Below are 20,352 nucleotides of genomic sequence, written 5' to 3'. Positions count from 1 at the left end.
TTTCTTTTCCTTCAGGGGTGATGGTACAAGCGGTAATGGATTTTTTATGCACGTCTACTCCACAACAACGTTCATATAATACCTTCATCGCTTTCCCTCCCTGCTTCATTTCATCTTCAGCTGGTGCAGTAGCCTATGACGAAGCATTCTATCCTGCGTGCTTCCCAACTCGGGAGCGACATTCCGTGGTGCACCAGGCTACTGGGGTCCGTCTATCTTTCGGACTCTTGCGTACCATAGATACAACGACCTCATGACCCCAGCTGCAAGGAGACCATTCGACAGAAGGTTGTTTTCATCCTTCCGATGGTGACGAAATTTTTTTGTCATGGGAGTCTATCTTCTTGACATAATACCAATTTTTTGACACTACCCTAAATCGAGAACGATACACTTTCCTTCCATTGCGTCTTCTTTGACTTGATTCACATCGTGTTTTGAAACCGTCTTCCGCAACGTTGTAATCATACCCCATTTTCATCAATAAAAAAGCACGTAACCATGTTCGGTTATGTGCTTTTTTACGATGGATGCTTCTCCAAAACAATTTTTCGTAGCTTCTGCCTATCAATTCGATGGTGACATCGTTTTCATTCATTACTGCCTCACCAACTTCGCGACACTCTCGACATGCGCCGTATGTGGAAAAAGATCGAACGGTTGAATGTATTCGATGTGATAGTGCTTTGCAAGGGTGTTGATGTCGCGTGCGAGGCTGGATGGGTTACAAGAAACGTACACGACTGTTTTCGGTTTCACTTGTAACATCGTTTTTAATAAAGCGTTGTCGCAGCCTGTTCGTGGAGGGTCGACAACGATGACGTCTGGCTTCCACCCTTCTTTCACCCATTTTGGCAACAATACTTCCGCTTTTCCAACCGCATACGTGACGTTGGTGAAGCCGTGACGTTCGGCATTTTGGCGCGCATCGTCAATCGCTTCGGGGATCGTATCCATGCCGCGCACTTCTTTTGCCTCGCGAGCGAGCCAAAGCCCGATTGTGCCGACGCCGCAATATGCGTCGACGACGCGTTCGTTTTTCGTTAGTGCTGCTGCTTTTTTTACTTCGTCGTATAGCTTGATCGTTTGAATCGGATTAAGCTGGAAAAAAGCGCGGGCGGATAGTTCAAATGAAAAATCGCCAAGCACTTCTTGAATGTACGGTTCACCTGCGAGAACGATCGTTTCATCGCCAAAAATAAGCGACGTTTTTTGCCCGTTAATGTTTTGCGCGATCGATTTCACTTCTGGCAAACGGCGTTTCACTTCCGCTACAAACAGCTCTTTACGCGGCAGTTCTTTCGTCGCTGTCACAATGACTAATTGTACATCACCTGTAAAAAATCCGACCCGGGCGACAATCGTGCGCACAACACCTGTTTTCTTTCGTTCGTGATAAACCGGAATGCGCAAATCTTGTAAAATCGCTTTCACGACCGTTGTGACGCGATTAGTCGCGTCATGTTGAATCAGGCAGCGGTCAATGTCAACGAGCTCGTGCGAATTCATGCTGTAAAGTCCAGCGATGACACGCCCTTTTTTCACTCCGACTTGAAATTGGCTTTTATTGCGATAATGCCACGGGTCTTCCATTCCGATCGTCGGACGAATATGAAGTGCTTCTATATTTAATCGACTATGGCGTTCGAGCGCTTGGATGACAATATCGCGTTTTGCTTCAAGCTGCGCGTTATAGTCAAGATGTTGCAGTTGACATCCACCGCACCGTTCATATACTGGACAAGGCGGCTTAACACGATGAGGGGAGCGTTTTCGTATGCGCACCATTTTTCCTTCTGTATATGTTGGGTACACATTCGTCGCTTGAACGACGACTTCTTCTCCTGGAAGCGCTCCTGGAACGAACACCACTTGTTTTTTAAAATAGCCGACCCCTTCCCCGTTAATGCCTAATCGTTTAATCGTTAATGGAAATTGCTGTCCTTGTTGTAGCATCGTTCTCTCCCCTATTCTATACTTCTCCACAAATACAAAGCGGCATAGCTTGCATATGGTTCCCACATTCGTTGAAATGCGTCCATTTCTTTCATCGTCAGGCGATAATCGAGCTGAAATGTTCGTTCAATCGCCCGTTGCAAACCGACGTCTCCTTTCGGGAATACATTTGGACGCCCTAGACCAAACAATGAATCATTACCATCTCTCCCCTTTCCCATTGTATCAAAACAAATCCCTTTGCACATCGTCAAAGGGAGAAAATCCAAGTAGGAACATTGATTTTTTGCAACATGAAATCGTCTAAGCTTTTAAAAACATATCCTTCTTTTCGCAAATCGTCAATAATTTTAGCAAGCGCATCGGCATTGTCTTTGGATACTGTATGCAGCAATATAATGGCACCCGGATGAATTTGTTTCATGACGTGATTGTAGGCATACAACCAACCTTTTTGATCGTGAACGTGCCAATCGACGAACGCTAACGACCAAAAGACATGATAATAGCCAAGTTCGCGCGCAATACGCATCGTACGCTCATCAAAAATGCCGCGTGGAGGACGCATGTAGCGCATATGCTTCTGACCCGTCAACAGTTCTGTTTTCTTTCTAACCATCTCTAGCTCCTCACGCAACTTTTCATCGCTGACGGTCGTTAAATCGGGGTGGTGCCATGAGTGGTTACCGACAATATGCCCTTCATTGACCATGCGTTTGACTAAATCAGGGGCAGATTGTAAATAATGACCGGTCACAAAAAACGTCGCAGGAACGTTTTTTTCTTTAAGCACGTCTAAAATTTGCGCTGTATAGCCATTTTCATATCCGTTATCAAACGTTAAGTAAATATGTTTTTTCGTCGGGTCGCCTAAATAAAATGCATCGTATTTGGCAAGTAATTCGTCCAGTTGTTTTCCAGCAGAAGGAGGAAGATGATTTTCACTTCGCTTAAACCCCCATGACATCGCATCAACTTGACTAAGCGGAAAACATAAAAAGAAAAAAAGCAACATGATCGTTTTTTTCACTGCTTGCACCTCCGTATCCATTTCAATAATAGGTTGTGCAAAAAGAGATATAAAAAATCCGCCTAGCTCATCACTAGACGGATTTCCATTAAAATACACGTTCTTTAAACTGGGCTAATTTTTCAAGCGATGATTTTTCGACGTCTTCGTGCAAGCTGTTTCCGTGCGAATCCATCGTGACGACGGCGGTAAAGTCTTTTACACGCAAATGCCACATCGCTTCTGGAATACCAAACTCTAAAAAGTCAACACCTTCAACGGATTGGATACAGTCCGCATAATATTGAGCTGCACCACCGATGGCATTTAAATACACGCCCCCATGTTCTTTTAACGCCGCCAACGTTTTCGCCCCCATGCCACCTTTTCCGATGACAGCACGAATACCAAATTTTTTCATAATTTCCCCTTGATACGGTTCTTCACGAATGCTTGTCGTCGGACCCGCTGCTTTCACGTGCCATTTACCATTTTCATCTTTTAACATCACCGGCCCACAGTGATAAATGATTTGACCGTTTAAATCCACAGGGGCATCATGGTCCATTAAATGTTTATGAATCGCATCGCGACCTGTATAAATCATGCCGTTAATGCGAACGACATCGCCGACTTTTAATGAGCGAATTTGTTCTTCTGTAATTGGCGCTTCAAGCACCACTTCACGCCCTTCGCCCACAACTTCGGTTTTTTCTTGTTGGAAGTCGACGTCGTCCCCCTCTTGATATAGCCATTCTTGAATGTCCCCTGTACTCGGATCAATGATGACGCCTAAGCGACGAAACGCCCAACAGTTGTATGCGACGGAAACGAAAAAGCTTGCAGGGATGCGGTCCATGACACCGATTTTACAGCCGAGCAACGTCGTTTCTCCACCAAATCCCATCGTACCGATGCCGAGTTTATTGGCTGCTTCCATAATATATTCTTCTAATTTGCGCAAGTCTTCATTCGGGTTCACATCGTCAACAGAACGGAATAACTGTTCCTTTGCTAAATCGTATCCAGAGGAACGATCACCGCCAATGCCGACGCCAATAAATCCAGCGCTACAGCCTTGTCCTTGTGCTTGATATACCGCATGTAAAATACATTTACGAATGCCATCTAAGTCACGACCGGCACGACCGAGCCCTTCTAACTCACACGGTAAGCTATATTGAATGTTTTTATTTTCACAGCCGCCACCTTTTAAAATTAAGCGAACATCAATGTAATCTTTTTCCCATTGCTCGAATTTGATGACAGGTAGCCCGATCCCTAAATTATCACCGCTATTTTCGCCTGTTAGCGAATCAACGGAGTTTGGACGCAATTTTCCGTCTTTCGTTGCTTGAGCGATCGCTCGACGAATCGCTTCTTTCATCTCCATTTGATTGACGCCTACAGGGACTTTAATTTTAAATGTCGGCAATCCGGTATCTTGACAAATCGGCGATACATTTTCATCTGCCATTTGAATGTTTTGTACGATCGTAGCAAGCGACATCGCCGCCCTCGTTCCAGCATTTTCACGCATCTTCGCCTTAGCGATGGCGCGGCGTACATCTTTCGGCAATTTTGTTGACGTCTCAACGATTAGCTTGTACATACTCTCTTGAAACTTTTCCATCCTATAACCCTTCCCCTTTGTTCAATATGTAACAATTTTTCGAATTCTCCACTTGTATTATACATCTTTTTTAAACGCAAAAAAAAGCCGCTTAGCGACTTTTTTCCCAATCTTTTTTAAACCGCTCGTATTTCATTTCTAAATCATCAATCATTTGAATAAGACGGTCAATGTCTTCTAATTCGGCCGTTTCTGGATCGAGCGTTTCGAGCACTTCAAGAAACATATTTAAGCGCGTTTTTAAATAGGATAGTTGTAGATTTTGATCTGATACTGCGTTGCCCAACGTCGTCACCTCGCTTTTTCTTTATCGTACACAATCGCAACATCGTTGACAATCGTTCCATTTCGTTTGCATAATTATCGTTAGGTCTATTTTAATTAAAAGGAGCTTGATTATGGGAACATTATTGCGTCAAGCAATTACTCCTACGTTTGATCCGTGGGAAGCATATATGGACGTTGAACAGTACGGCAGCATGCAGTTGACAAATATCGAGTTTACGACAACGACGCTCTGTAATATGCGTTGTGAGCATTGTGCAGTCGGTTATACGTTGCGTACGAAAGATCCTGAGGCGTTGCCGCTTGATCTTCTTCTTCGCCGTCTCGATGAAATTCCGCACTTGCGCTCGTTAAGCATTACAGGCGGTGAACCAATGCTTTCGATGAAATCTGTTGAGCAATACGTCGTGCCGCTGTTAAAATACGCACATGAGCGGGGGGTGCGCACACAAATCAACTCGAACTTAACGCTCGATTTAGAACGGTACGAAAAAATCATCCCTTACTTAGATGTTTTGCACATTTCGCATAATTGGGGCACGATCGATGATTTTGTCGAAGGCGGCTTTGCGATGATGGAGAAAAAGCCGACCGTTGCACAGCGTGAACGTTATTTTATACGCATGATTGAAAATGCACGTGCCATTTCGAAAACGGGCGTCATCGTATCCGCGGAAACGATGCTAAATAAACGGACGCGTCCACATTTAGAAACAATTCATCGCCAAATTGTAAACGAAATGGGTTGTAAACGGCACGAAGTACATCCGATGTATCCGAGCGACTTTGCGAGCAACTTGGAAACATTAACGCTCGATGAACTGCGCGAAACGATTCATCATTTGCTCGATATACGAGATGAAAACGTATGGATGTTGTTCGGTACGTTACCATTTTATCCGTGCAGCGACAACGAAGAAGATTTAGCGTTGTTAAAACGTTTATATGCAAGTAAAAATGTTACAGTACGAAACGATCCAGATGGACGTTCACGGTTAAACGTCAACATCTTTACAGGTGATATCATTGTGACTGATTTCGGTGATGAACCGACGCTCGGAAACATTCAAACCGACTCGCTTCTTTCTGCTTATGACAAATGGATGGCATCTCATTTAGCAAAATCACTAAACTGCCACTGCCCTGCGGTGAAATGTTTAGGACCGAACGTCCTCGTGAAAAACCGTTATTACCCAGACGTTGATTTTACGACGCGAAAAGCAAAAATTGAACGATAAAAAAGCTTGTCGGGCATTCGACAAGCTTTTTCTTGTCATCGTGGTACGTCGCTTGCGACAAAAGCGAATGAAATTCGGTCTTGCACCGGAATCCAAGCACCGATACCTTGCGATGTTACGTTTTTCACGACAATGCTTTTTTTCTTTCCCTTTAAGACGATATATACTTCGCCATACGTCACTTTTCCTTTTTCATTGACCGCCGGGGCGTAAGCATATAAATAGCCTAACTTTTTCGGCGGAACGTTATATGCTTGTTCCTTTTTCGTCCCCATGCCGATCCACGTGCTAAAAGAGAGCGGTAAATTCGTCTTTTTCATCGCTGTTAAAAGCATCATTTTTTTCACATCTTCTTCATTCGGGATGTTTGCGGTCAACCCACCGCGCACTTGTTTTTGCATCTCTTGGCGATACGTCAATCGAACAGCCGTTTTCCCACCACGATTGTCAATAAAATTCGTATTTACTTTTTGATACTCCCAGTTGGTCGATGTTTCTGTCGATTCGTAATTCAATGGCCATTGCCCTAAATAAATCGTCGCTTCGTAACCGATCGCAAATGGCGTGCTTGAAATCGACGATTCGTTTAAAAGACGAATTAATTCCGGATTTTCAATTTTTACATTCGCCGACTGAAGCAGTTGTTTTGCTAATTCGCTCGGTTGTAAATACGGCAAATTTTGTGTCGGATTCGGATACGTATTTTCTTTTGAAATGTCAATGACCGATGGCGGGAGCTTGACAGTTGCTTCACTAATCGTTGGCATACATGCGAAAATGAGTATCATGCTTAAAGCAAACCATCTTTTCATGGTGTAAACTCCTTTCTTTTTCCGTCGTTCATCGTTATTTTTTTCAAAAGTGAGCAATTTATCCTTTCCATAAAAAAAATCCACCATTGTTGCTTCTTTTCATGAAACGTTTTAACATCGAACATAGTGAACGTATTACAGGAGGTCATTATGCAACAACGTCATTTTTTCATCTTAGTTAGCATCGTCATGATTTCAGGGCTTTCTCAAGGACTGTTGTTACCGCTCATTTCTGTCATCTTTGAACAGAGCGGCATTCGTTCTTCGTTGAGCGGCATACATGCGACAGCGATGTATATCGGCGTCCTAATCGTCTCTCCGTTTTTAGAACGCCCACTTCGCCGCTACGGCTTTAAACGTCTTATTATGCTCGGTGGAGCGATCGTTATTGCTTCTTTAGCGATGTTTCCGATTTCATCATCACTATCGTTTTGGTTTGTGCTTCGTTTGTTAATCGGAATTGGCGACCATATTCTTCATTTCGGTTCTCAAACATGGATTACGTCTGCTTCGCCCGCTCACCGACGAGGTCGCAACATTTCGTTATACGGTTTGTCGTTTGGGGTCGGCTTTATGATCGGTCCGCTTCTCGTTCCGCTTGTTCACATACATGAGTCGTTGCCGTTCATTGTTTCATCATTGCTTAGCTTATGTGGATGGATGTTATTATTTTTTCTCCCGCATGCCTATCCTGAAACAGAGCAAGCTGAAAAAATTGGCACGCTACGCTTTTTTCATGCTTGGAAACAAGCGTGGCCCGCATTGTTATTGCCGTTTGGCTACGGATTTTTAGAAGCTTCACTCCATAGCATGTTTCCGATTTACGCCTTGCGAAATGGACTACATGTTGAGACGGTCGCGATAATGCTTCCGGCGTTTGCGCTTGGCGGTATCGCTTTTCAACTCCCGCTTGGCGTATTAAGTGATCGCTTCTCGCGAAAAGCGATGATCACCGTTTCGTTAACCGTCGGATCGATCTGCTTTATCATTGCACAATGGTTCATTTCTCCTGTGCCGTTGACAGTCACCTTTTTTGTCGCAGGTATGTTTGTCGGTTCACTTTTTTCGCTCGGCATGGCGTATATGACCGATTTGTTGCCAAAATCACTTCTTCCTGTCGGCAACATTTTATGCGGGATGTTATATAGCATCGGCAGCATATGTGGGCCTGCGATTGGGGGCATTGTATTACAACAGCAAGAAAGGCTATTTTTCTTTAGCGTGAGTTCGCTACTGTTTCTTTTATTACTTGCCCAGCGTCCGCTCACGAAATTTTCAAAATATTTTTCAAAAAAACAAGAAAAAAACATTGACGCTTTTTAAGCCTCTGTTATATAATACAATTAAACAAAACAAACTGTTTTAAAACAGAGGGGAGAGCGATGATGATGAGTAGAGAAGAAAGAAAAAATATGATTGAGTTTATTACAAAATTACGGAGCTTTAATCAAGAACAACTCGTTTATATGACTGATGAAGAAATCGAACATATTTACAACCAAACATACTATCATTACGAAGAAATCGCAGAATAAAGAGGGATGCGTGCCGCATCCCTCTTCTCTTTAGTGATATCCGTTTTGTCCATTCGCACTGCTACTCGTTTTATGTTTCGGGCGGTTTTTTCCTTTTTGCTTTGTTCCGCCGTCTTTTTTCGTCTTTTTCGTCATCGTCAATCCCCCTTCATCACTATTTTCGCTTTTAAGCGCCCTTTTTATAAGAGGGAATAACTACCGTATGCGCATATTTCCTTCTCGTTTACAACAAAGAATAGCGTTTAGCTCCCCACCTAATACAATCATCATGCCAGATAAATAAAACCAAACCATTAACGCAATAATTCCGCCTAAGCTGCCATACATCGCAGAATAGTTACCGAACTGGTTTACATAGGTAGAAAAAGCAAGTGAGACGCCCATCCAACCTACAGTCGCAAATAACGCTCCTATCCATACGTCGCGAAACCGGACATGTTTGCTTGGGGCAAAAACGTATAACACAGAAAAAACAAAAAATAAAATGACAAAGCTAACAAACCAACGAATCGTTTCCCATACGTGTAAAAACACATCAGAAAGACCAAACGCTGAAAAAAGAAATGTACCGATCATTTTTCCGAATACAGGGAAGACGAGCGCGACAATAATGACAAAAATCATCGCAAAAGTAAGCAAAATCGAAACTCCACGAGCAACGAGAAAAGAGCGTGTTTCTTTCACATCGTATGCTCGATTTAATGCCCGAATAATGGCCGACATACCGTTCGATGCAGCCCACACCGTAGCAAGCACGCTAAAAGATAACCACTTTCCACTTTGCGCTGCTATAAGTTGTTTAATGTTTGTCTCAATTAAATGCGCCGTTTCGCTTGGCGCATATTGACTGAAAAAGGCGATCACATCTTCGTGCGGGATAGGCAAATACGATAAAAACGTTAACAAAAACAGTAAAAATGGAAATAGCGACAGCAAAAAGAAATATGCTAACTCAGCGGATAAATCAAAAATTTCATCTTCTTCAAACCGTTTCATTAGCTCACGAACAACAGAAAAGCTAACAATCATCTCCCACCCCACCTCGCTTCTACGAGGAACGTTTACGAATCAGCTCCTCTATCCACTCCATCACTTGCGGTGTTGTTTCTTTCACTTCACTTAGTTTATTCACAATAAACTGCAAATCATTCATCATCTCGTCTACATGTTGTCTCGTTTGATGAACAGTCTCCTTTACTTGTTCTACGCTATCCATCCACTCACGACACGTTTCTTTAATGACTTGTCTTGTTTTGTTATTCGCTAACAACAAAGCTATCCCTGCTAATGCAATCCATTTCCCCTTTCCCATCGTCTTCTCCCCCTTACAACGAATGATCTCGTTTTATTCGCTCTAATATATGTTTACATCCTTCTTCGACTAATTCGTACACTTCTTCAAAATTTCCTGTAAAGTACGGATCAGGGACATCGTCTACGCGACGGTTTGGCACAAAATCCATAAAACGAGCAATAACAGCGTGCGACGAATCGCCAACAAGGCGACGAAGATGAGCGATATTATCGCTATCCATTCCGATAATATAATCGAATGTATGAAAATCTTCTTTTGAAATTTGACGTGCTTTTAACCCTGTAAAGTCAATTTGTTTTTCCGTTAAAATACGCTGAGTCCCATGATGTGGTGGTTTCCCCACATGCCAATTGCCCGTTCCTGCCGAATCAACAGAAATGACATGATCGAGCCCTTCTTGTTTTACAAGGTGACGAAATACAGCTTCTGCCATTGGAGAACGACATATGTTGCCTAAACAAACAAATAACACCCGAATCATTGCTTTTCACCTCATAACGTAGAATAAGTAGAATGAACGGTCAAACCATGGTACAATGAACACAATCATATACGAAAGGATGACGAATGTGCATTTATCCGTTGAACAAATGATTGAACAAATAAAAGAAAAGCTGAAAGTATTAAATTTTGATGCCATTAAACCGGACCATTTCGATGAACAGCTATACGATGAATTAAAAGATATATACGATATGGTGATGAAAAAGCAAACATTTAGTCCAAGCGAAATGCAAGCAATCGCTGAAGAGCTTGGAAACTTGCGAAAAAAACTATAAAATTGCCTGTCCGGCAATGAGGAGCGACGGATGATCAACAAGCGAAATTTCCTCATGTGTATCCATATATCGGACATATGGACGTTGCATATGCTCAACAATCTTTGTCACGATTGCGTTTCTTCCGTCGCTCATTTTCACTGTCGTTCCCGGCAAATAAGCAGGAATCGTATCAACGAACAACCGTACGAGCTGCTGGCTATATCGAATACTACTTCGCGCCATAATAATTTCAAGCGCTTCGTGCGGCGGTACAAATTCCGTTGAAATTAAGTTTTCATATTCATTCGCAATCGTACATATTTGAGCGTACAAATGAATGTTCGTTTCTTTTAATCCGCGCGGTGCACCAGAACCATCTGCATGCTCATGATGTTGATACGCCATATGTGCGCATAACAAACTCACATAAAATGAGTCGCAAACATCTCCACCCCCTTCAACATCTCCCATACAAACAGTATAATCATGTTTTTTTTCATTCGCCATGGCGTTTTAAAAAAATAAATTCCGATAGAAAAACTATGATTGACATTCGAGTAAATTGTGTTAAAATTTAAAACAATCAAACATAAGGACGAGAAAGTACGAAAGGAAGATGCGATATGATCACGTATGAAACGTGGGATATTGAACAAAAACCGACTTTTCCAATCGATAATAATGAAAAAGGGGCACTACATGTGCTGTCATGGGCTTACGATCATTATGGTGACGATCTTTTGTATGCTTGCAGTTTCGGTATTGAAGGGATTGTGCTCATTGACCTTATTTCGCAAGTACGTGACGATGCGGAAATTGTTTTTCTCGATACGCATTTACATTTTTCTGAAACGTATGAAACGATTGAACGCGTTAAGCAAGCGTATCCTCGCCTGCGTATTCATTTACAAACACCGTCTTTATCACTTGCAGAACAAGAGAAACAATTCGGGGCAGAACTTTGGAAAAGAGATCCAAACAAATGCTGTGAACTAAGAAAAATTATTCCCCTTCGGCAAGCGATGACAGGAAAAAAAGCATGGATTTCCGGACTGCGCCGAGAACAATCGCCAACACGGCAACATGTCGAATTTATCAATCTCGATAAAAAGTTTCAAAACATTAAAGTTTGCCCGCTTATTCATTGGACGTGGAAAGACGTATGGCGCTACGTGCATCGCCACAATCTTTCCTATAACCCGCTTCATGATCGTGGATATCCGAGCATCGGTTGTGCACCATGTACAGCCCCTGCTTATACGGAAGAAGATTTGCGTTCTGGCCGATGGGCTGGGCTAGGAAAAACAGAATGCGGCTTGCACGAGTCGTAAAGGGGGAAACGCGTTGGTTACAGTTGCTTTTATTATCGCTTTTTTCTTTGCGATGAACATCGGGGGAAGCGGTGCTGCCGCAACGATGGGTGCTGCTTATGGGTCAGGCACATTGTCAAATAAGCGCATCGCTTTATTCATATGCGCTGTTGCTATTTTTCTCGGCAGCTTAAGCGGAGGAGAAGTCGTCAAAACGATCGGTTCTGGCATCGTTCCGACATCCATTTTAAAAACAGACGTTGTCGTCATCGTTTTAGCAGCGGCAACGATTTCGCTATTTGCCGCCAACGTGCTCGGCATTCCGTTATCCACAAGCGAAATTACAGTTGGGGCGGTCGTTGGCGCAGGTATTGCGTACCAAAGTTTGTACGTCGGCAAACTTCTATGGATCGTATCATTTTGGCTTATTACACCTCTTGCTGCGTTTTCTTTAGCTTTTTTTATTAGTAAATGGCTAAAAGGAAAAACATTGAAACAAAACAAATGGATCGGCTTTTTGCTTATTATTGCGGGATTTTTCGAAGCGTTTTCAGCAGGAATGAACAATGTCGCAAATGCTGTTGGTCCCCTTGTTGGAGCGGGTTTATTATCTGTCCAGCACGGCATCATTTTTGGTGGATTGTTCGTTGCACTAGGGGCGCTTTTGCTTGGCAGCCGCGTGCTAGAGACGAACGGGAAAAAAATTACGACCTTCTCTCAACTTGAAGGGTGCATTATTTCAGGAATCGGCGCAACACTCGTTATCGTTTCGTCTCTTTTTGGCCTTCCCGTTCCGCTCACACAAATTACGACATCAGCCATCATCGGCATCGGCACAACAAAAAGTGGCTTTTCGATTTGGCAAAAGCAAATTGTCATTCAAGTGCTAAAAGTATGGATTGTCTCGCCTATTTTTTCACTAGCTGTCTCATATAGCTTAATTAAATTGTTCCTTCATAGCGATATTTATACAGCAATCGCCATTGTTAGTGTTTGTTTTGCTACACTCGGAACGATTAGCTTAAAAAAGACGATCACCGAGGAACGTCGTTCGTTTCACGAGCACGGTGGCGGCATTTAATCCTAGTTATTTTATAAGAATAATAAATTTAGGAGGCATCACAAATGAAACAAATTGTATTAAGTAAAGCGGAGTTAAGTGACCTTGAATTACTTGCTATCGGTGGATACGAACCACTGACCGGTTTTTTAGGAAAAGACGATTATGAGTCGGTTGTTGAAACGATGCGGTTAACAAACGGGGCTGTATGGAGCATCCCCATCACACTTGCGGTAACCGAACAACAAGCAAAACAGCTATCGCTCGGGGATGAAGTCGAGCTCGTTTACGAACAGACGGTATACGGCACAATGGAAGTGCAACATATATATCGACCAGATAAACGAAAAGAAGCTCTTCTTGTATACCAAACAGAAGACTTAGCACACCCTGGCGTTAAAAAATTATTTGAAAAACCAGATGTATATATTGGAGGCCCTGTCCAACTTGTACGCCAAACAGACAAAGGAATTTTTACACCGTTCTTTTTTACACCAAAAGAAACAAAACAACGATTTGCGGAACTTGGTTGGAAAACGGTCGTCGGGTTTCAAACGCGCAATCCGGTTCACCGTGCTCATGAATATATTCAAAAATGTGCACTTGAAATTGTCGACGGTCTTTATTTAAATCCGCTCGTTGGCGAAACGAAAGAAGATGACATCCCAGCAGACATTCGCCTAAAAAGCTACCAAGTATTGCTTGAGCATTATTATCCAAAAGATCGTGTTTTCCTTGGCGTATTTACGGCCGCGATGCGCTATGCAGGTCCACGTGAAGCCATTTTCCACGCGCTCGTACGTAAAAATTTTGGTTGCACGCACTTCATTGTCGGACGCGACCATGCGGGAGTCGGCAACTATTACGGCACGTATGATGCACAAAAAATTTTCTTGCAGTTTACAAACGAAGAACTTGGCATTACTCCTCTCTTTTTCGAGCATAGCTTTTATTGCACAAAATGCGAAGCGATGGCGTCAACAAAAACATGCCCGCACGATGCAACAGCCCACGTCGTTCTTTCCGGCACAAAAGTAAGGGAAATGTTGCGAGCTGGTGAGATGCCACCGAGTACATTCAGCCGTCCCGAAGTGGTTCGCGTGCTGATGGATGGATTGCAAACAGTCGGAGGTGGGCGATGATGAATATTATTTGGCATAAAGAAAGTGTGACAAAAGAAGATCGCCGAAAAAAAAATAACCATCACAGCTTCGTTCTTTGGTTTACTGGGTTATCGGGATCAGGGAAATCCACGTTAGCGAACGCTGTCGCGAAAACGTTGTTTGAACAAAACGTTCAATGTTACGTGCTTGATGGTGATAACGTGCGTCACGGTTTAAATAGCGACTTAGGTTTTTCCGCTGAAGATCGCACCGAAAATATTCGTCGCATTGGTGAAGTCGCGAAATTGTTTGTAGACAGCGGCCAAATCGTGCTCACGGCCTTTATTTCTCCTTTCCGCCAAGATCGCCAACTCGTTCGCAATAAACTAGAACAAGATGAGTTTGTAGAAGTTTACGTCCGCTGTCCGCTTGAAACGTGCGAACAACGTGATCCAAAAGGGTTGTACAAAAAGGCGCGTAGTGGCGAAATTCGCGATTTCACCGGCATTGATTCGCCATATGAACCACCGCTTTCACCAGAACTTGTTGTCGATACAGAACAATATTCGATTGAACAATGCGTGCAACAAATTGTTTCTTACTTAAAAAATAAACAATGGATTTAGGTGGAGACAATGGGAAAAGTATATTTAGTCGGCGCAGGTCCTGGGGATCCCGAACTCATTACTGTGAAAGGATTAAAATGCATTCAACAAGCAGACGTCATTTTATACGATCGCCTGATTAACGAACAGCTACTATCGTATGCCAAACGTGACGCAGATTTGATTTATTGCGGAAAGCTACCAAATTACCATACAATGAAACAAGAAACGATTAATTACCTTTTAGTCAAGCATGCGAAAAAAGGGAAAACGGTCACGAGATTAAAAGGTGGCGATCCATTTATGTTTGGACGCGGTGGCGAGGAAGCGCAAGCACTTATGAAACACCGCATTCCTTTTGAAATCGTTCCAGGCATTACATCCGGCATCGCTGTTCCAGCATATGCGGGTATCCCTGTAACTCATCGCGACTTTAGCGCAAGTGTTGCGTTCGTTACAGGCCATCGCCGATGTGATGCCACAGATGCAGTACAGTGGGAACATTTAGCGAAAGGAGTCGATACGCTCGTCATTTATATGGGCGTAAAACAACTCCCTTTCATTTGCAAACAACTAAAGTTATATGGCAAACGGCCGCAAACTCCTGTTGCGATCATCCAATGGGGAACGCTTCCCGAACAAAAAACGATCGTAGCGACATTAGATACGGTTGTGGACGTTGCAAAAAAACAAGAGATTGCTAACCCGAGTATCATTATTGTTGGAGAAGTCGTTCGGCTACATGAACAGCTGCAATGGTTTGAAATGATGATGGATGAAAAAATGGCGCATGGAATGAGGTAGCGTATGAAGGCTGTTTTATATATTTGTCACGGAAGTCGTTCAGCAGAAGGACAAAAAGAGGCGGTCGCTTTCGTCGAACGTCTCTCTTCTTCTATTTCCATACCGATTCAACATATATGCTTTTTAGAATTATGTGAACCGAATATTGTCACAGGAGTGGAACGTTGTGTTCGTGAGGGAGCAAAAATGATCTATGCTATTCCCCTTTTACTATTGTCAGCTAATCACGCTAAACACGACATCCCGCTTGAACTAGAAAAAGCAAAAGAGATGTTTCCTTCTGTGACGATTACATACGGAAAGCCGTTCGGTGTGCAACATGATATCGTTTCCGCTATATCCGATACAATTCAACAAGCTGACGCCATTATGCTCGTTGGCCGCGGAAGTAGCGATACGGAAGCACAAGCGGATTTTCAGCAGATCGCTCATTTATTGCAAAACGAAACAAACATACCCGTATATCCATGTTATTTAGCGGCTGCTTCTCCTTCTTTTTCTGACGTTGTTGCTTCGCTTGCACATACAGGTTGTCATAAACAAGTTGCGGTTGTACCATACATTTTATTTTTCGGGCAGCTGCTTGACTACATTCATCAGACGTTGCAAGCACAACAAACAAGCGAGGTGTCATTTATGTTGTATCCTCCCATTCGAACATACGACGTTTTGGATCGTCTCGTTGAAAAACAATTGAATGAATGGGAGGAAAAGGTATGATCCCTCTTTTCGTGCGAATGACAGGAAAAAAAGTTGTCATTGCTGGCGGAGGGCAAATTGCTTATCGCCGCTTGCTTCCCCTGCTTCATGAAGGAGCCCACATTACCGTCATTAGCCCAGAAGTGATCGATGAGATTGTTCATTTAGCACAACAACAACAAATTACATGGCATGCGCGCGAAATCGAACCGAACGATTATGCCGATGCTTTTTTGATTATTGCAGCGACAAACGACCCGAATGTCAATGAACAAATCGCTACATATGCAGCGCCAAACCAACTTGTCAACGTAGCTAGCCATCATCTTCTCGGCAACGTTCATGTTCCTGCATTTTTTTCGCGCGGAAAATTACAAATCGCCATTACGACAGGTGGGGCAAGCCCGACTCTTGCCAAGCAAATCAAAAAACAACTTGAACAAATATTTGATGAATCGATTGCTGAATATATCGATGAGCTATATGAGCAACGACAAAAGCGAAAAGAGCCTTGACCCTTTCGATCAAAGCTCTTTTTTTTACGACTCTAATACTAACACTTCTAATGAGTAAATCTTTTTACGTATTCAACGTATGCAATGCGAGGTAGGCTGTTGTATGATTTTTATAGAAAATTTTTAGCGAAGGGGATAAACATATGATCGTTCGTTATTCCATTGTTGCGCACGGTCGCGTACAAGGTGTAGGGTTCCGCTACTTCGCCCAATATGAAGCAAGAAGACGGGGGCTGACTGGTTGGGTAAAAAATTGTGATGTCGACCATTTAATCGAAATAGAAGTGCAAGGAGAAGTTGAACGTGTGGAGGCGTTTGTCGATGAAATAAAAAAAGGACCGCCATTTGCGCGTGTGGAACGAATAGAACAATACGCCATTCCTACGGTTCCCCACGAAACTACTTTTCGCATTATATATTGAAAAAAGCTGACCAAAGTCAGCTTTTTTCATGACAACTTGTACTACATGATCCTTTGACTGAACAAGCCGCACATGTTCCACGTTTACTTTTTTGAATAAAGCGAAAAATGGTCCAACCTGCATATCCGAAAATAATTGTGCCAATGACAACATTTACGATCATGTATATCCCTTCCTTTAGAAGCCAAGCAAGCTTCCGAATTGGTAAATAGCGAGTGAAACGATATATGCTAACGCTAGCGCATAACTCATGGAGAACATCGTCCATTTTCGTGAACCTGTTTCTTTATAAATCGTTGCCACAGTCGCTAAACATGGAACATATAGTAAAACGAACACCATAAAACTAAACGCAGATAAAGCTGTAAAATGCGAGGCCATGAGCCCTTGAAGCGACTCAACATCAGGCGCATGATAAATAATGTTCATCGTCGACACAACGACTTCTTTAGCTAAAAATCCGGTCAACAGTGCTGCTCCAGCTTGCCACGTTCCAAATCCAAGCGGTGCAAGTAACGGAGCAAGTACACCACCAATCATCGCCAAAAAGCTATCGTCCATGTTTACATTGATACCATGCGGTCCAACGTAAGATAATAGCCAGATGGCAACTGAACCACCAAAAATAAACGTCCCTGCTTTTTTCACAAATCCTTTTCCTTTATCCCACGTGCTACGCCATAGCGCTTGCCATTGCGGCATGCGATATGGTGGCAATTCCACGACAAACACCGATGCTTCTTCTTTTAAAATCGTTAACGAAAAAAGTTTTGCAAGTATAAGTGCAAGCGAAACGCCAAGCACATATAAAAAGAGAACGATGATGGCTTGATGGGCTGCAAAAAACGCACCGACAAACAAAGCATATACAGGCAAACGTGCCGAACAAGACATAAGCGGTGTTAACAACATCGTCATAAGGCGCTCCCGTGGTTGCTCAATCGTCCGTGCCGCCATGACGCCCGGAACATTGCAACCAAACCCAATAATGAGCGGGATAAACGCTTTTCCATTTAATCCGACCGCTTCCATTAATCGATCCATGACAAGCGCTACACGTGCCATATACCCTGAATCTTCTAAAAACGAAATAAAGAAAAATAAAATAAAAATTTGCGGTACAAAAACAAGGACACCGCCTACCCCTGCGATAATGCCATCAACAACGAGCGCGCGAATAAATTCAGAAGCACCGATCGCTTCTAGCATCGCCGTCACAAAATCAGTAAGCGGACCTGCAAAAAACGCATCAAGCAAATCGGAGAGCGGTGCCCCGAGCCAATCAAATGTGAGTTGAAATAATATATACATCGCCAATAAAAACAGCGGAATGCCGACATATTTATTTGTGACTACCGCATCGATGCGGTCTGTCACCGTCACACGCGCAATTTTTTGGCGTTGCACTGACTGTTCAATCACTTCTCTTACAAAGGAGCGACGACGTTCGTAAATGAGCTGATCAAGCGGTGTTTGCTCGGCTTGTTGCACTTCTTTTTCTGCTTGTTCGTATAATGAACGCCATGTTGCTTCCGGCAATTTTTCTGCTACATATTCACGAACGTAGCTATTTCCTTCATAAAACTGAATCGCTAACCACCGAACAGGAAACTGCTCCTCTGTGCCCCATGCCGCGATAAATCGTTCAATCGCTCGTTCCATTGCCTCACCGTAAAAAAGTGTGAAAGGCTCCGTTTGCTCTAGCACTTTTTCAAGCAACGTGTGTTCTATTCGATCGCATCCTTTTCCTGTTCGAGCAATGACAGGCACAACAGGGACGCGCAACGCTTCTGCTAATTTGGCTTGATCGATGAATATGCCGCGTCTTTCTGCGACATCCACCATATTTAAAGCGACTGTCAGCGGTTTACCAAATTCCAATAACTGTACAGTCAACAATAAATTTCGCTCTAATTGTGACGCATCGACGATATTTAAAATTTCATCGAACGGCTCCGTCAATAAAAATTGCGTCACAACCCGCTCATCACGGGACATCGGGTGAAGCGAATATACGCCGGGCAAATCAATCATTTTCGCTTTTTTACTGCGCAAAACGCCCACCTTTTTTTCAACCGTGACGCCGCTCCAGTTTCCAACATACTCATACGTCCCTGTGAGCTGATTAAACAATGATGTTTTCCCTGTATTTGGGTTACCTACGAGTGCAACATGCATCATAACGGCTTCACCTGAATGTTTTTCGCTTCATTGCGACGGATGCCGACACATTGTCCATAATTCTCAATCATAAACGGCCCGCCAAGCGGCATCGTACATTTTAAACAAATTTCTGACCCCTCTGTTACACCCATATCTAGCAATCTTCTTTTTACTAAGTTGCTTACTTGTGATAAATCAACAATTTTTGCACGTTCCCCAACTCGTAATTGCGTCATCGCAATCATACGTAATCCCCCGATTAATAATGATAACCTTTTTCACCATCTATTATAGTACGGGTTAAAAGAAACATCTATCCATTTTTATCATGTTCACAAAATGTTACGATGCGGAGGACACAGGCATATGTTTGAAACATGCACGTATAATCGTTTCGTTCGCTTGTTCATTTTTTGCACAAAACGAACGGTCTTCACCGCATATATCAACACCAAGCACATGTTTGGACTGAAAAAGATGTTCAATATAGGTTACAAGCGTGTGTAATGCCATCGTTCCTTGATCCCAGTTCGTCTGCGCGTCTTGTTTGCGAAGCACATCTTTATCAATGCTAATGTATACATGTTTTGTCGGAATGGCGCGCATAATCGCCGTTGGTGCATACATCAAATCGCTTTTTGGAAAAATCGTCACATGTGAAGATGATTGTGAAGCTGCTGAACCGATGATGACAACGTGTTTTAATGTTGGAACGTGTTTTTGGGCATATGATACCCATGAGCCACATGAAAGAAGTGGAAACAACGTTTGCTCATTCATATCTGTATGATGATCAAACAATACGAGCGTAAACGGCTCATGAAACTGCTTAAGCAACATGTACGAAACATAATGATAATTGCCGCTCCCGATAAACGTAATCCCTCTCGTGTAGCGACGAGTAAGACGGCTTTCAATTTCTCGAATGGCTTGATCATCACAATATAAATTCGTTCCTTTAATGTCATACATATCGATCCACTCATGAGGAAAACGAAGAAGATTTCGTTGCCACGTATACGTATGGTCGAAGTTTAAAAACGTTACACTTGGATGCATATTTCTTCCCACCCTTGTGCAAGTTTTTCTCTTCAATAAAATTATACAAGCGTCTTTAGTAAACATAC

At 42.9% G+C, this 20,352-nt stretch carries 25 protein-coding genes and 1 pseudogene; 12 read left to right on the top strand and 14 right to left on the bottom strand.

Annotated features, from left to right (window positions below; translation table 11 throughout):
- Positions 1-597: 597 nt before the first annotated feature.
- From rlmD to BM213_RS08505, 5 genes and pseudogenes are all read right to left on the bottom strand, one after another.
- Positions 598-1,956 (bottom strand): 23S rRNA (uracil(1939)-C(5))-methyltransferase RlmD, encoded by a 1,359-nt coding sequence (rlmD, locus tag BM213_RS08525; protein WP_091703008.1) that lies wholly within the window; start codon positions 1,954-1,956, stop codon positions 598-600.
- A gap of 11 nt (positions 1,957-1,967) precedes the next feature.
- A pseudogene (locus BM213_RS08520) lies at positions 1,968-2,156 on the bottom strand (DNA-3-methyladenine glycosylase 2 family protein); the annotation flags it as partial.
- A gap of 50 nt (positions 2,157-2,206) precedes the next feature.
- A complete protein-coding gene (gene pdaA, locus BM213_RS08515) occupies positions 2,207-2,971 on the bottom strand; it encodes a delta-lactam-biosynthetic de-N-acetylase (RefSeq protein ID WP_244149231.1) in 765 nt (254 codons plus the stop codon).
- A 103-nt stretch (positions 2,972-3,074) separates the two neighbouring features.
- On the bottom strand, positions 3,075-4,598 hold the full coding sequence (locus BM213_RS08510; protein WP_091703005.1) for a fumarate hydratase: 1,524 nt from the start codon (positions 4,596-4,598) through the stop codon (positions 3,075-3,077).
- Between the two features lie 91 nt (positions 4,599-4,689).
- The gene (locus BM213_RS08505) at positions 4,690-4,884 is read right to left on the bottom strand and encodes an SE1561 family protein (RefSeq protein ID WP_064221359.1); all 195 of its coding nucleotides are present in this window, start codon (positions 4,882-4,884) and stop codon (positions 4,690-4,692) included.
- 112 nt (positions 4,885-4,996) lie between these two features.
- Here BM213_RS08505 and yfkAB point away from each other — a divergent pair, with 112 nt between their 5' ends.
- Positions 4,997-6,121, top strand: a complete 1,125-nt coding sequence (gene yfkAB, locus BM213_RS08500) for a radical SAM/CxCxxxxC motif protein YfkAB (RefSeq protein WP_091703002.1) — start codon at positions 4,997-4,999, stop codon at positions 6,119-6,121.
- A 35-nt stretch (positions 6,122-6,156) separates the two neighbouring features.
- Here yfkAB and BM213_RS08495 read toward each other — a convergent pair whose 3' ends face one another.
- Positions 6,157-6,909, bottom strand: a complete 753-nt coding sequence (locus tag BM213_RS08495; RefSeq protein ID WP_425265924.1) for a YfkD famly protein — start codon at positions 6,907-6,909, stop codon at positions 6,157-6,159.
- A gap of 174 nt (positions 6,910-7,083) precedes the next feature.
- On the opposite strand from BM213_RS08495, the gene BM213_RS08490 reads away from it, so the two are divergent.
- Both BM213_RS08490 and BM213_RS08485 read left to right on the top strand, forming a co-directional pair.
- Entirely contained in the window at positions 7,084-8,256 is a 1,173-nt protein-coding gene (locus BM213_RS08490) for an MFS transporter (protein ID WP_091702999.1), read from the top strand.
- Between the two features lie 65 nt (positions 8,257-8,321).
- Entirely contained in the window at positions 8,322-8,468 is a 147-nt protein-coding gene (locus BM213_RS08485; protein WP_004888862.1) for a BH0509 family protein, read from the top strand.
- Between the two features lie 195 nt (positions 8,469-8,663).
- Here the strand turns inward: BM213_RS08485 and BM213_RS08480 are convergent, their stop codons facing one another.
- The 3 genes from BM213_RS08480 to BM213_RS08470 are packed head-to-tail and all read right to left on the bottom strand — an operon-like array spanning position 8,664 to position 10,264.
- Positions 8,664-9,497 (bottom strand): YihY/virulence factor BrkB family protein, encoded by an 834-nt coding sequence (locus BM213_RS08480; protein WP_004888861.1) that lies wholly within the window; start codon positions 9,495-9,497, stop codon positions 8,664-8,666.
- Between the two features lie 19 nt (positions 9,498-9,516).
- Positions 9,517-9,780 (bottom strand): glycine/betaine ABC transporter substrate-binding protein, encoded by a 264-nt coding sequence (locus tag BM213_RS08475; protein WP_091702996.1) that lies wholly within the window; start codon positions 9,778-9,780, stop codon positions 9,517-9,519.
- Between the two features lie 13 nt (positions 9,781-9,793).
- Positions 9,794-10,264, bottom strand: a complete 471-nt coding sequence (locus tag BM213_RS08470) for a low molecular weight protein-tyrosine-phosphatase (protein ID WP_004888859.1) — start codon at positions 10,262-10,264, stop codon at positions 9,794-9,796.
- A gap of 79 nt (positions 10,265-10,343) precedes the next feature.
- Here BM213_RS08470 and BM213_RS08465 point away from each other — a divergent pair, with 79 nt between their 5' ends.
- Positions 10,344-10,562 carry a DUF1128 domain-containing protein gene (locus BM213_RS08465; protein ID WP_091702994.1) on the top strand — a complete coding sequence of 73 codons (219 nt, stop codon included), beginning with the start codon at positions 10,344-10,346 and terminating at the stop codon, positions 10,560-10,562.
- Here the strand turns inward: BM213_RS08465 and BM213_RS08460 are convergent.
- On the bottom strand, positions 10,557-10,949 hold the full coding sequence (locus BM213_RS08460; protein WP_244149228.1) for an HD-GYP domain-containing protein: 393 nt from the start codon (positions 10,947-10,949) through the stop codon (positions 10,557-10,559). The genes BM213_RS08465 and BM213_RS08460 overlap by 6 nt on opposite strands.
- A 218-nt stretch (positions 10,950-11,167) precedes the next feature.
- On the opposite strand from BM213_RS08460, the gene BM213_RS08455 reads away from it, so the two are divergent.
- The 8 genes from BM213_RS08455 to BM213_RS08420 all read left to right on the top strand — a co-directional run bounded on the left by BM213_RS08455 (position 11,168) and on the right by BM213_RS08420 (position 17,062).
- Positions 11,168-11,875: a phosphoadenylyl-sulfate reductase gene (locus BM213_RS08455; RefSeq protein WP_006321999.1), complete on the top strand. Its 708-nt coding sequence runs from the start codon at positions 11,168-11,170 to the stop codon at positions 11,873-11,875.
- Positions 11,876-11,888: 13 nt separating this feature from the next.
- On the top strand, positions 11,889-12,935 hold the full coding sequence (locus tag BM213_RS08450) for an inorganic phosphate transporter (protein WP_091702992.1): 1,047 nt from the start codon (positions 11,889-11,891) through the stop codon (positions 12,933-12,935).
- A 44-nt stretch (positions 12,936-12,979) separates the two neighbouring features.
- Positions 12,980-14,056, top strand: coding sequence for a sulfate adenylyltransferase (sat, locus tag BM213_RS08445; RefSeq protein ID WP_091702989.1), 1,077 nt, complete (start codon positions 12,980-12,982; stop codon positions 14,054-14,056).
- Positions 14,056-14,643 (top strand): adenylyl-sulfate kinase, encoded by a 588-nt coding sequence (gene cysC / locus BM213_RS08440; protein WP_091702987.1) that lies wholly within the window; start codon positions 14,056-14,058, stop codon positions 14,641-14,643. Before sat ends, cysC begins: the two co-directional genes overlap by 1 nt.
- A gap of 9 nt (positions 14,644-14,652) precedes the next feature.
- Complete coding sequence (gene cobA, locus BM213_RS08435) at positions 14,653-15,426, top strand: uroporphyrinogen-III C-methyltransferase (protein ID WP_091702984.1); 774 nt, start codon at positions 14,653-14,655, stop codon at positions 15,424-15,426.
- A 3-nt stretch (positions 15,427-15,429) separates the two neighbouring features.
- Complete coding sequence (locus BM213_RS08430) at positions 15,430-16,146, top strand: sirohydrochlorin chelatase (RefSeq protein WP_091702981.1); 717 nt, start codon at positions 15,430-15,432, stop codon at positions 16,144-16,146.
- On the top strand, positions 16,143-16,640 hold the full coding sequence (locus tag BM213_RS08425; protein WP_091702979.1) for an NAD(P)-dependent oxidoreductase: 498 nt from the start codon (positions 16,143-16,145) through the stop codon (positions 16,638-16,640). Before BM213_RS08430 ends, BM213_RS08425 begins: the two co-directional genes overlap by 4 nt.
- 143 nt (positions 16,641-16,783) lie before the next feature.
- Entirely contained in the window at positions 16,784-17,062 is a 279-nt protein-coding gene (locus BM213_RS08420) for an acylphosphatase (RefSeq protein ID WP_004888848.1), read from the top strand.
- 16 nt (positions 17,063-17,078) lie between these two features.
- Here BM213_RS08420 and BM213_RS08415 read toward each other — a convergent pair whose 3' ends face one another.
- From BM213_RS08415 to BM213_RS08400, 4 genes are all read right to left on the bottom strand, one after another.
- On the bottom strand, positions 17,079-17,225 hold the full coding sequence (locus BM213_RS08415) for a FeoB-associated Cys-rich membrane protein (RefSeq protein WP_091702976.1): 147 nt from the start codon (positions 17,223-17,225) through the stop codon (positions 17,079-17,081).
- A gap of 14 nt (positions 17,226-17,239) precedes the next feature.
- Complete coding sequence (feoB, locus tag BM213_RS08410; protein ID WP_091702973.1) at positions 17,240-19,243, bottom strand: ferrous iron transport protein B; 2,004 nt, start codon at positions 19,241-19,243, stop codon at positions 17,240-17,242.
- On the bottom strand, positions 19,240-19,470 hold the full coding sequence (locus BM213_RS08405; protein WP_091702970.1) for a FeoA family protein: 231 nt from the start codon (positions 19,468-19,470) through the stop codon (positions 19,240-19,242). The genes feoB and BM213_RS08405 overlap by 4 nt, the downstream gene beginning before the upstream one ends.
- 97 nt (positions 19,471-19,567) lie before the next feature.
- Complete coding sequence (locus tag BM213_RS08400; RefSeq protein ID WP_091702969.1) at positions 19,568-20,284, bottom strand: arginase family protein; 717 nt, start codon at positions 20,282-20,284, stop codon at positions 19,568-19,570.
- Positions 20,285-20,352 lie beyond the last annotated feature (68 nt).

Source organism: Anoxybacillus pushchinoensis (assembly GCF_900111795.1).
Lineage (GTDB): Bacteria > Bacillota > Bacilli > Bacillales > Anoxybacillaceae > Anoxybacillus > Anoxybacillus pushchinoensis.
Note: the sequence above shows the minus strand (reverse complement) of the source record. Positions and strands in the feature narration are given on the sequence as shown.

Coding starts and splice junctions, on each gene's coding strand:
- rlmD (WP_091703008.1), bottom strand. CDS start 1,956: ATGCTACAACAAGGACAGCAATTTCCATTAACGATTAAACGATTAGGC.
- pdaA (WP_244149231.1), bottom strand. CDS start 2,971: ATGTTGCTTTTTTTCTTTTTATGTTTTCCGCTTAGTCAAGTTGATGCG.
- BM213_RS08510 (WP_091703005.1), bottom strand. CDS start 4,598: ATGGAAAAGTTTCAAGAGAGTATGTACAAGCTAATCGTTGAGACGTCA.
- yfkAB (WP_091703002.1), top strand. CDS start 4,997: ATGGGAACATTATTGCGTCAAGCAATTACTCCTACGTTTGATCCGTGG.
- BM213_RS08495 (WP_425265924.1), bottom strand. CDS start 6,909: ATGATACTCATTTTCGCATGTATGCCAACGATTAGTGAAGCAACTGTC.
- BM213_RS08490 (WP_091702999.1), top strand. CDS start 7,084: ATGCAACAACGTCATTTTTTCATCTTAGTTAGCATCGTCATGATTTCA.
- BM213_RS08485 (WP_004888862.1), top strand. CDS start 8,322: ATGAGTAGAGAAGAAAGAAAAAATATGATTGAGTTTATTACAAAATTA.
- BM213_RS08480 (WP_004888861.1), bottom strand. CDS start 9,497: ATGATTGTTAGCTTTTCTGTTGTTCGTGAGCTAATGAAACGGTTTGAA.
- BM213_RS08475 (WP_091702996.1), bottom strand. CDS start 9,780: ATGGGAAAGGGGAAATGGATTGCATTAGCAGGGATAGCTTTGTTGTTA.
- BM213_RS08470 (WP_004888859.1), bottom strand. CDS start 10,264: ATGATTCGGGTGTTATTTGTTTGTTTAGGCAACATATGTCGTTCTCCA.
- BM213_RS08465 (WP_091702994.1), top strand. CDS start 10,344: ATGACGAATGTGCATTTATCCGTTGAACAAATGATTGAACAAATAAAA.
- BM213_RS08460 (WP_244149228.1), bottom strand. CDS start 10,949: ATGGCGTATCAACATCATGAGCATGCAGATGGTTCTGGTGCACCGCGC.
- BM213_RS08455 (WP_006321999.1), top strand. CDS start 11,168: ATGATCACGTATGAAACGTGGGATATTGAACAAAAACCGACTTTTCCA.
- sat (WP_091702989.1), top strand. CDS start 12,980: ATGAAACAAATTGTATTAAGTAAAGCGGAGTTAAGTGACCTTGAATTA.
- cysC (WP_091702987.1), top strand. CDS start 14,056: ATGAATATTATTTGGCATAAAGAAAGTGTGACAAAAGAAGATCGCCGA.
- cobA (WP_091702984.1), top strand. CDS start 14,653: ATGGGAAAAGTATATTTAGTCGGCGCAGGTCCTGGGGATCCCGAACTC.
- BM213_RS08430 (WP_091702981.1), top strand. CDS start 15,430: ATGAAGGCTGTTTTATATATTTGTCACGGAAGTCGTTCAGCAGAAGGA.
- BM213_RS08425 (WP_091702979.1), top strand. CDS start 16,143: ATGATCCCTCTTTTCGTGCGAATGACAGGAAAAAAAGTTGTCATTGCT.
- BM213_RS08420 (WP_004888848.1), top strand. CDS start 16,784: ATGATCGTTCGTTATTCCATTGTTGCGCACGGTCGCGTACAAGGTGTA.
- BM213_RS08415 (WP_091702976.1), bottom strand. CDS start 17,225: ATGATCGTAAATGTTGTCATTGGCACAATTATTTTCGGATATGCAGGT.
- feoB (WP_091702973.1), bottom strand. CDS start 19,243: ATGATGCATGTTGCACTCGTAGGTAACCCAAATACAGGGAAAACATCA.
- BM213_RS08405 (WP_091702970.1), bottom strand. CDS start 19,470: ATGATTGCGATGACGCAATTACGAGTTGGGGAACGTGCAAAAATTGTT.
- BM213_RS08400 (WP_091702969.1), bottom strand. CDS start 20,284: ATGCATCCAAGTGTAACGTTTTTAAACTTCGACCATACGTATACGTGG.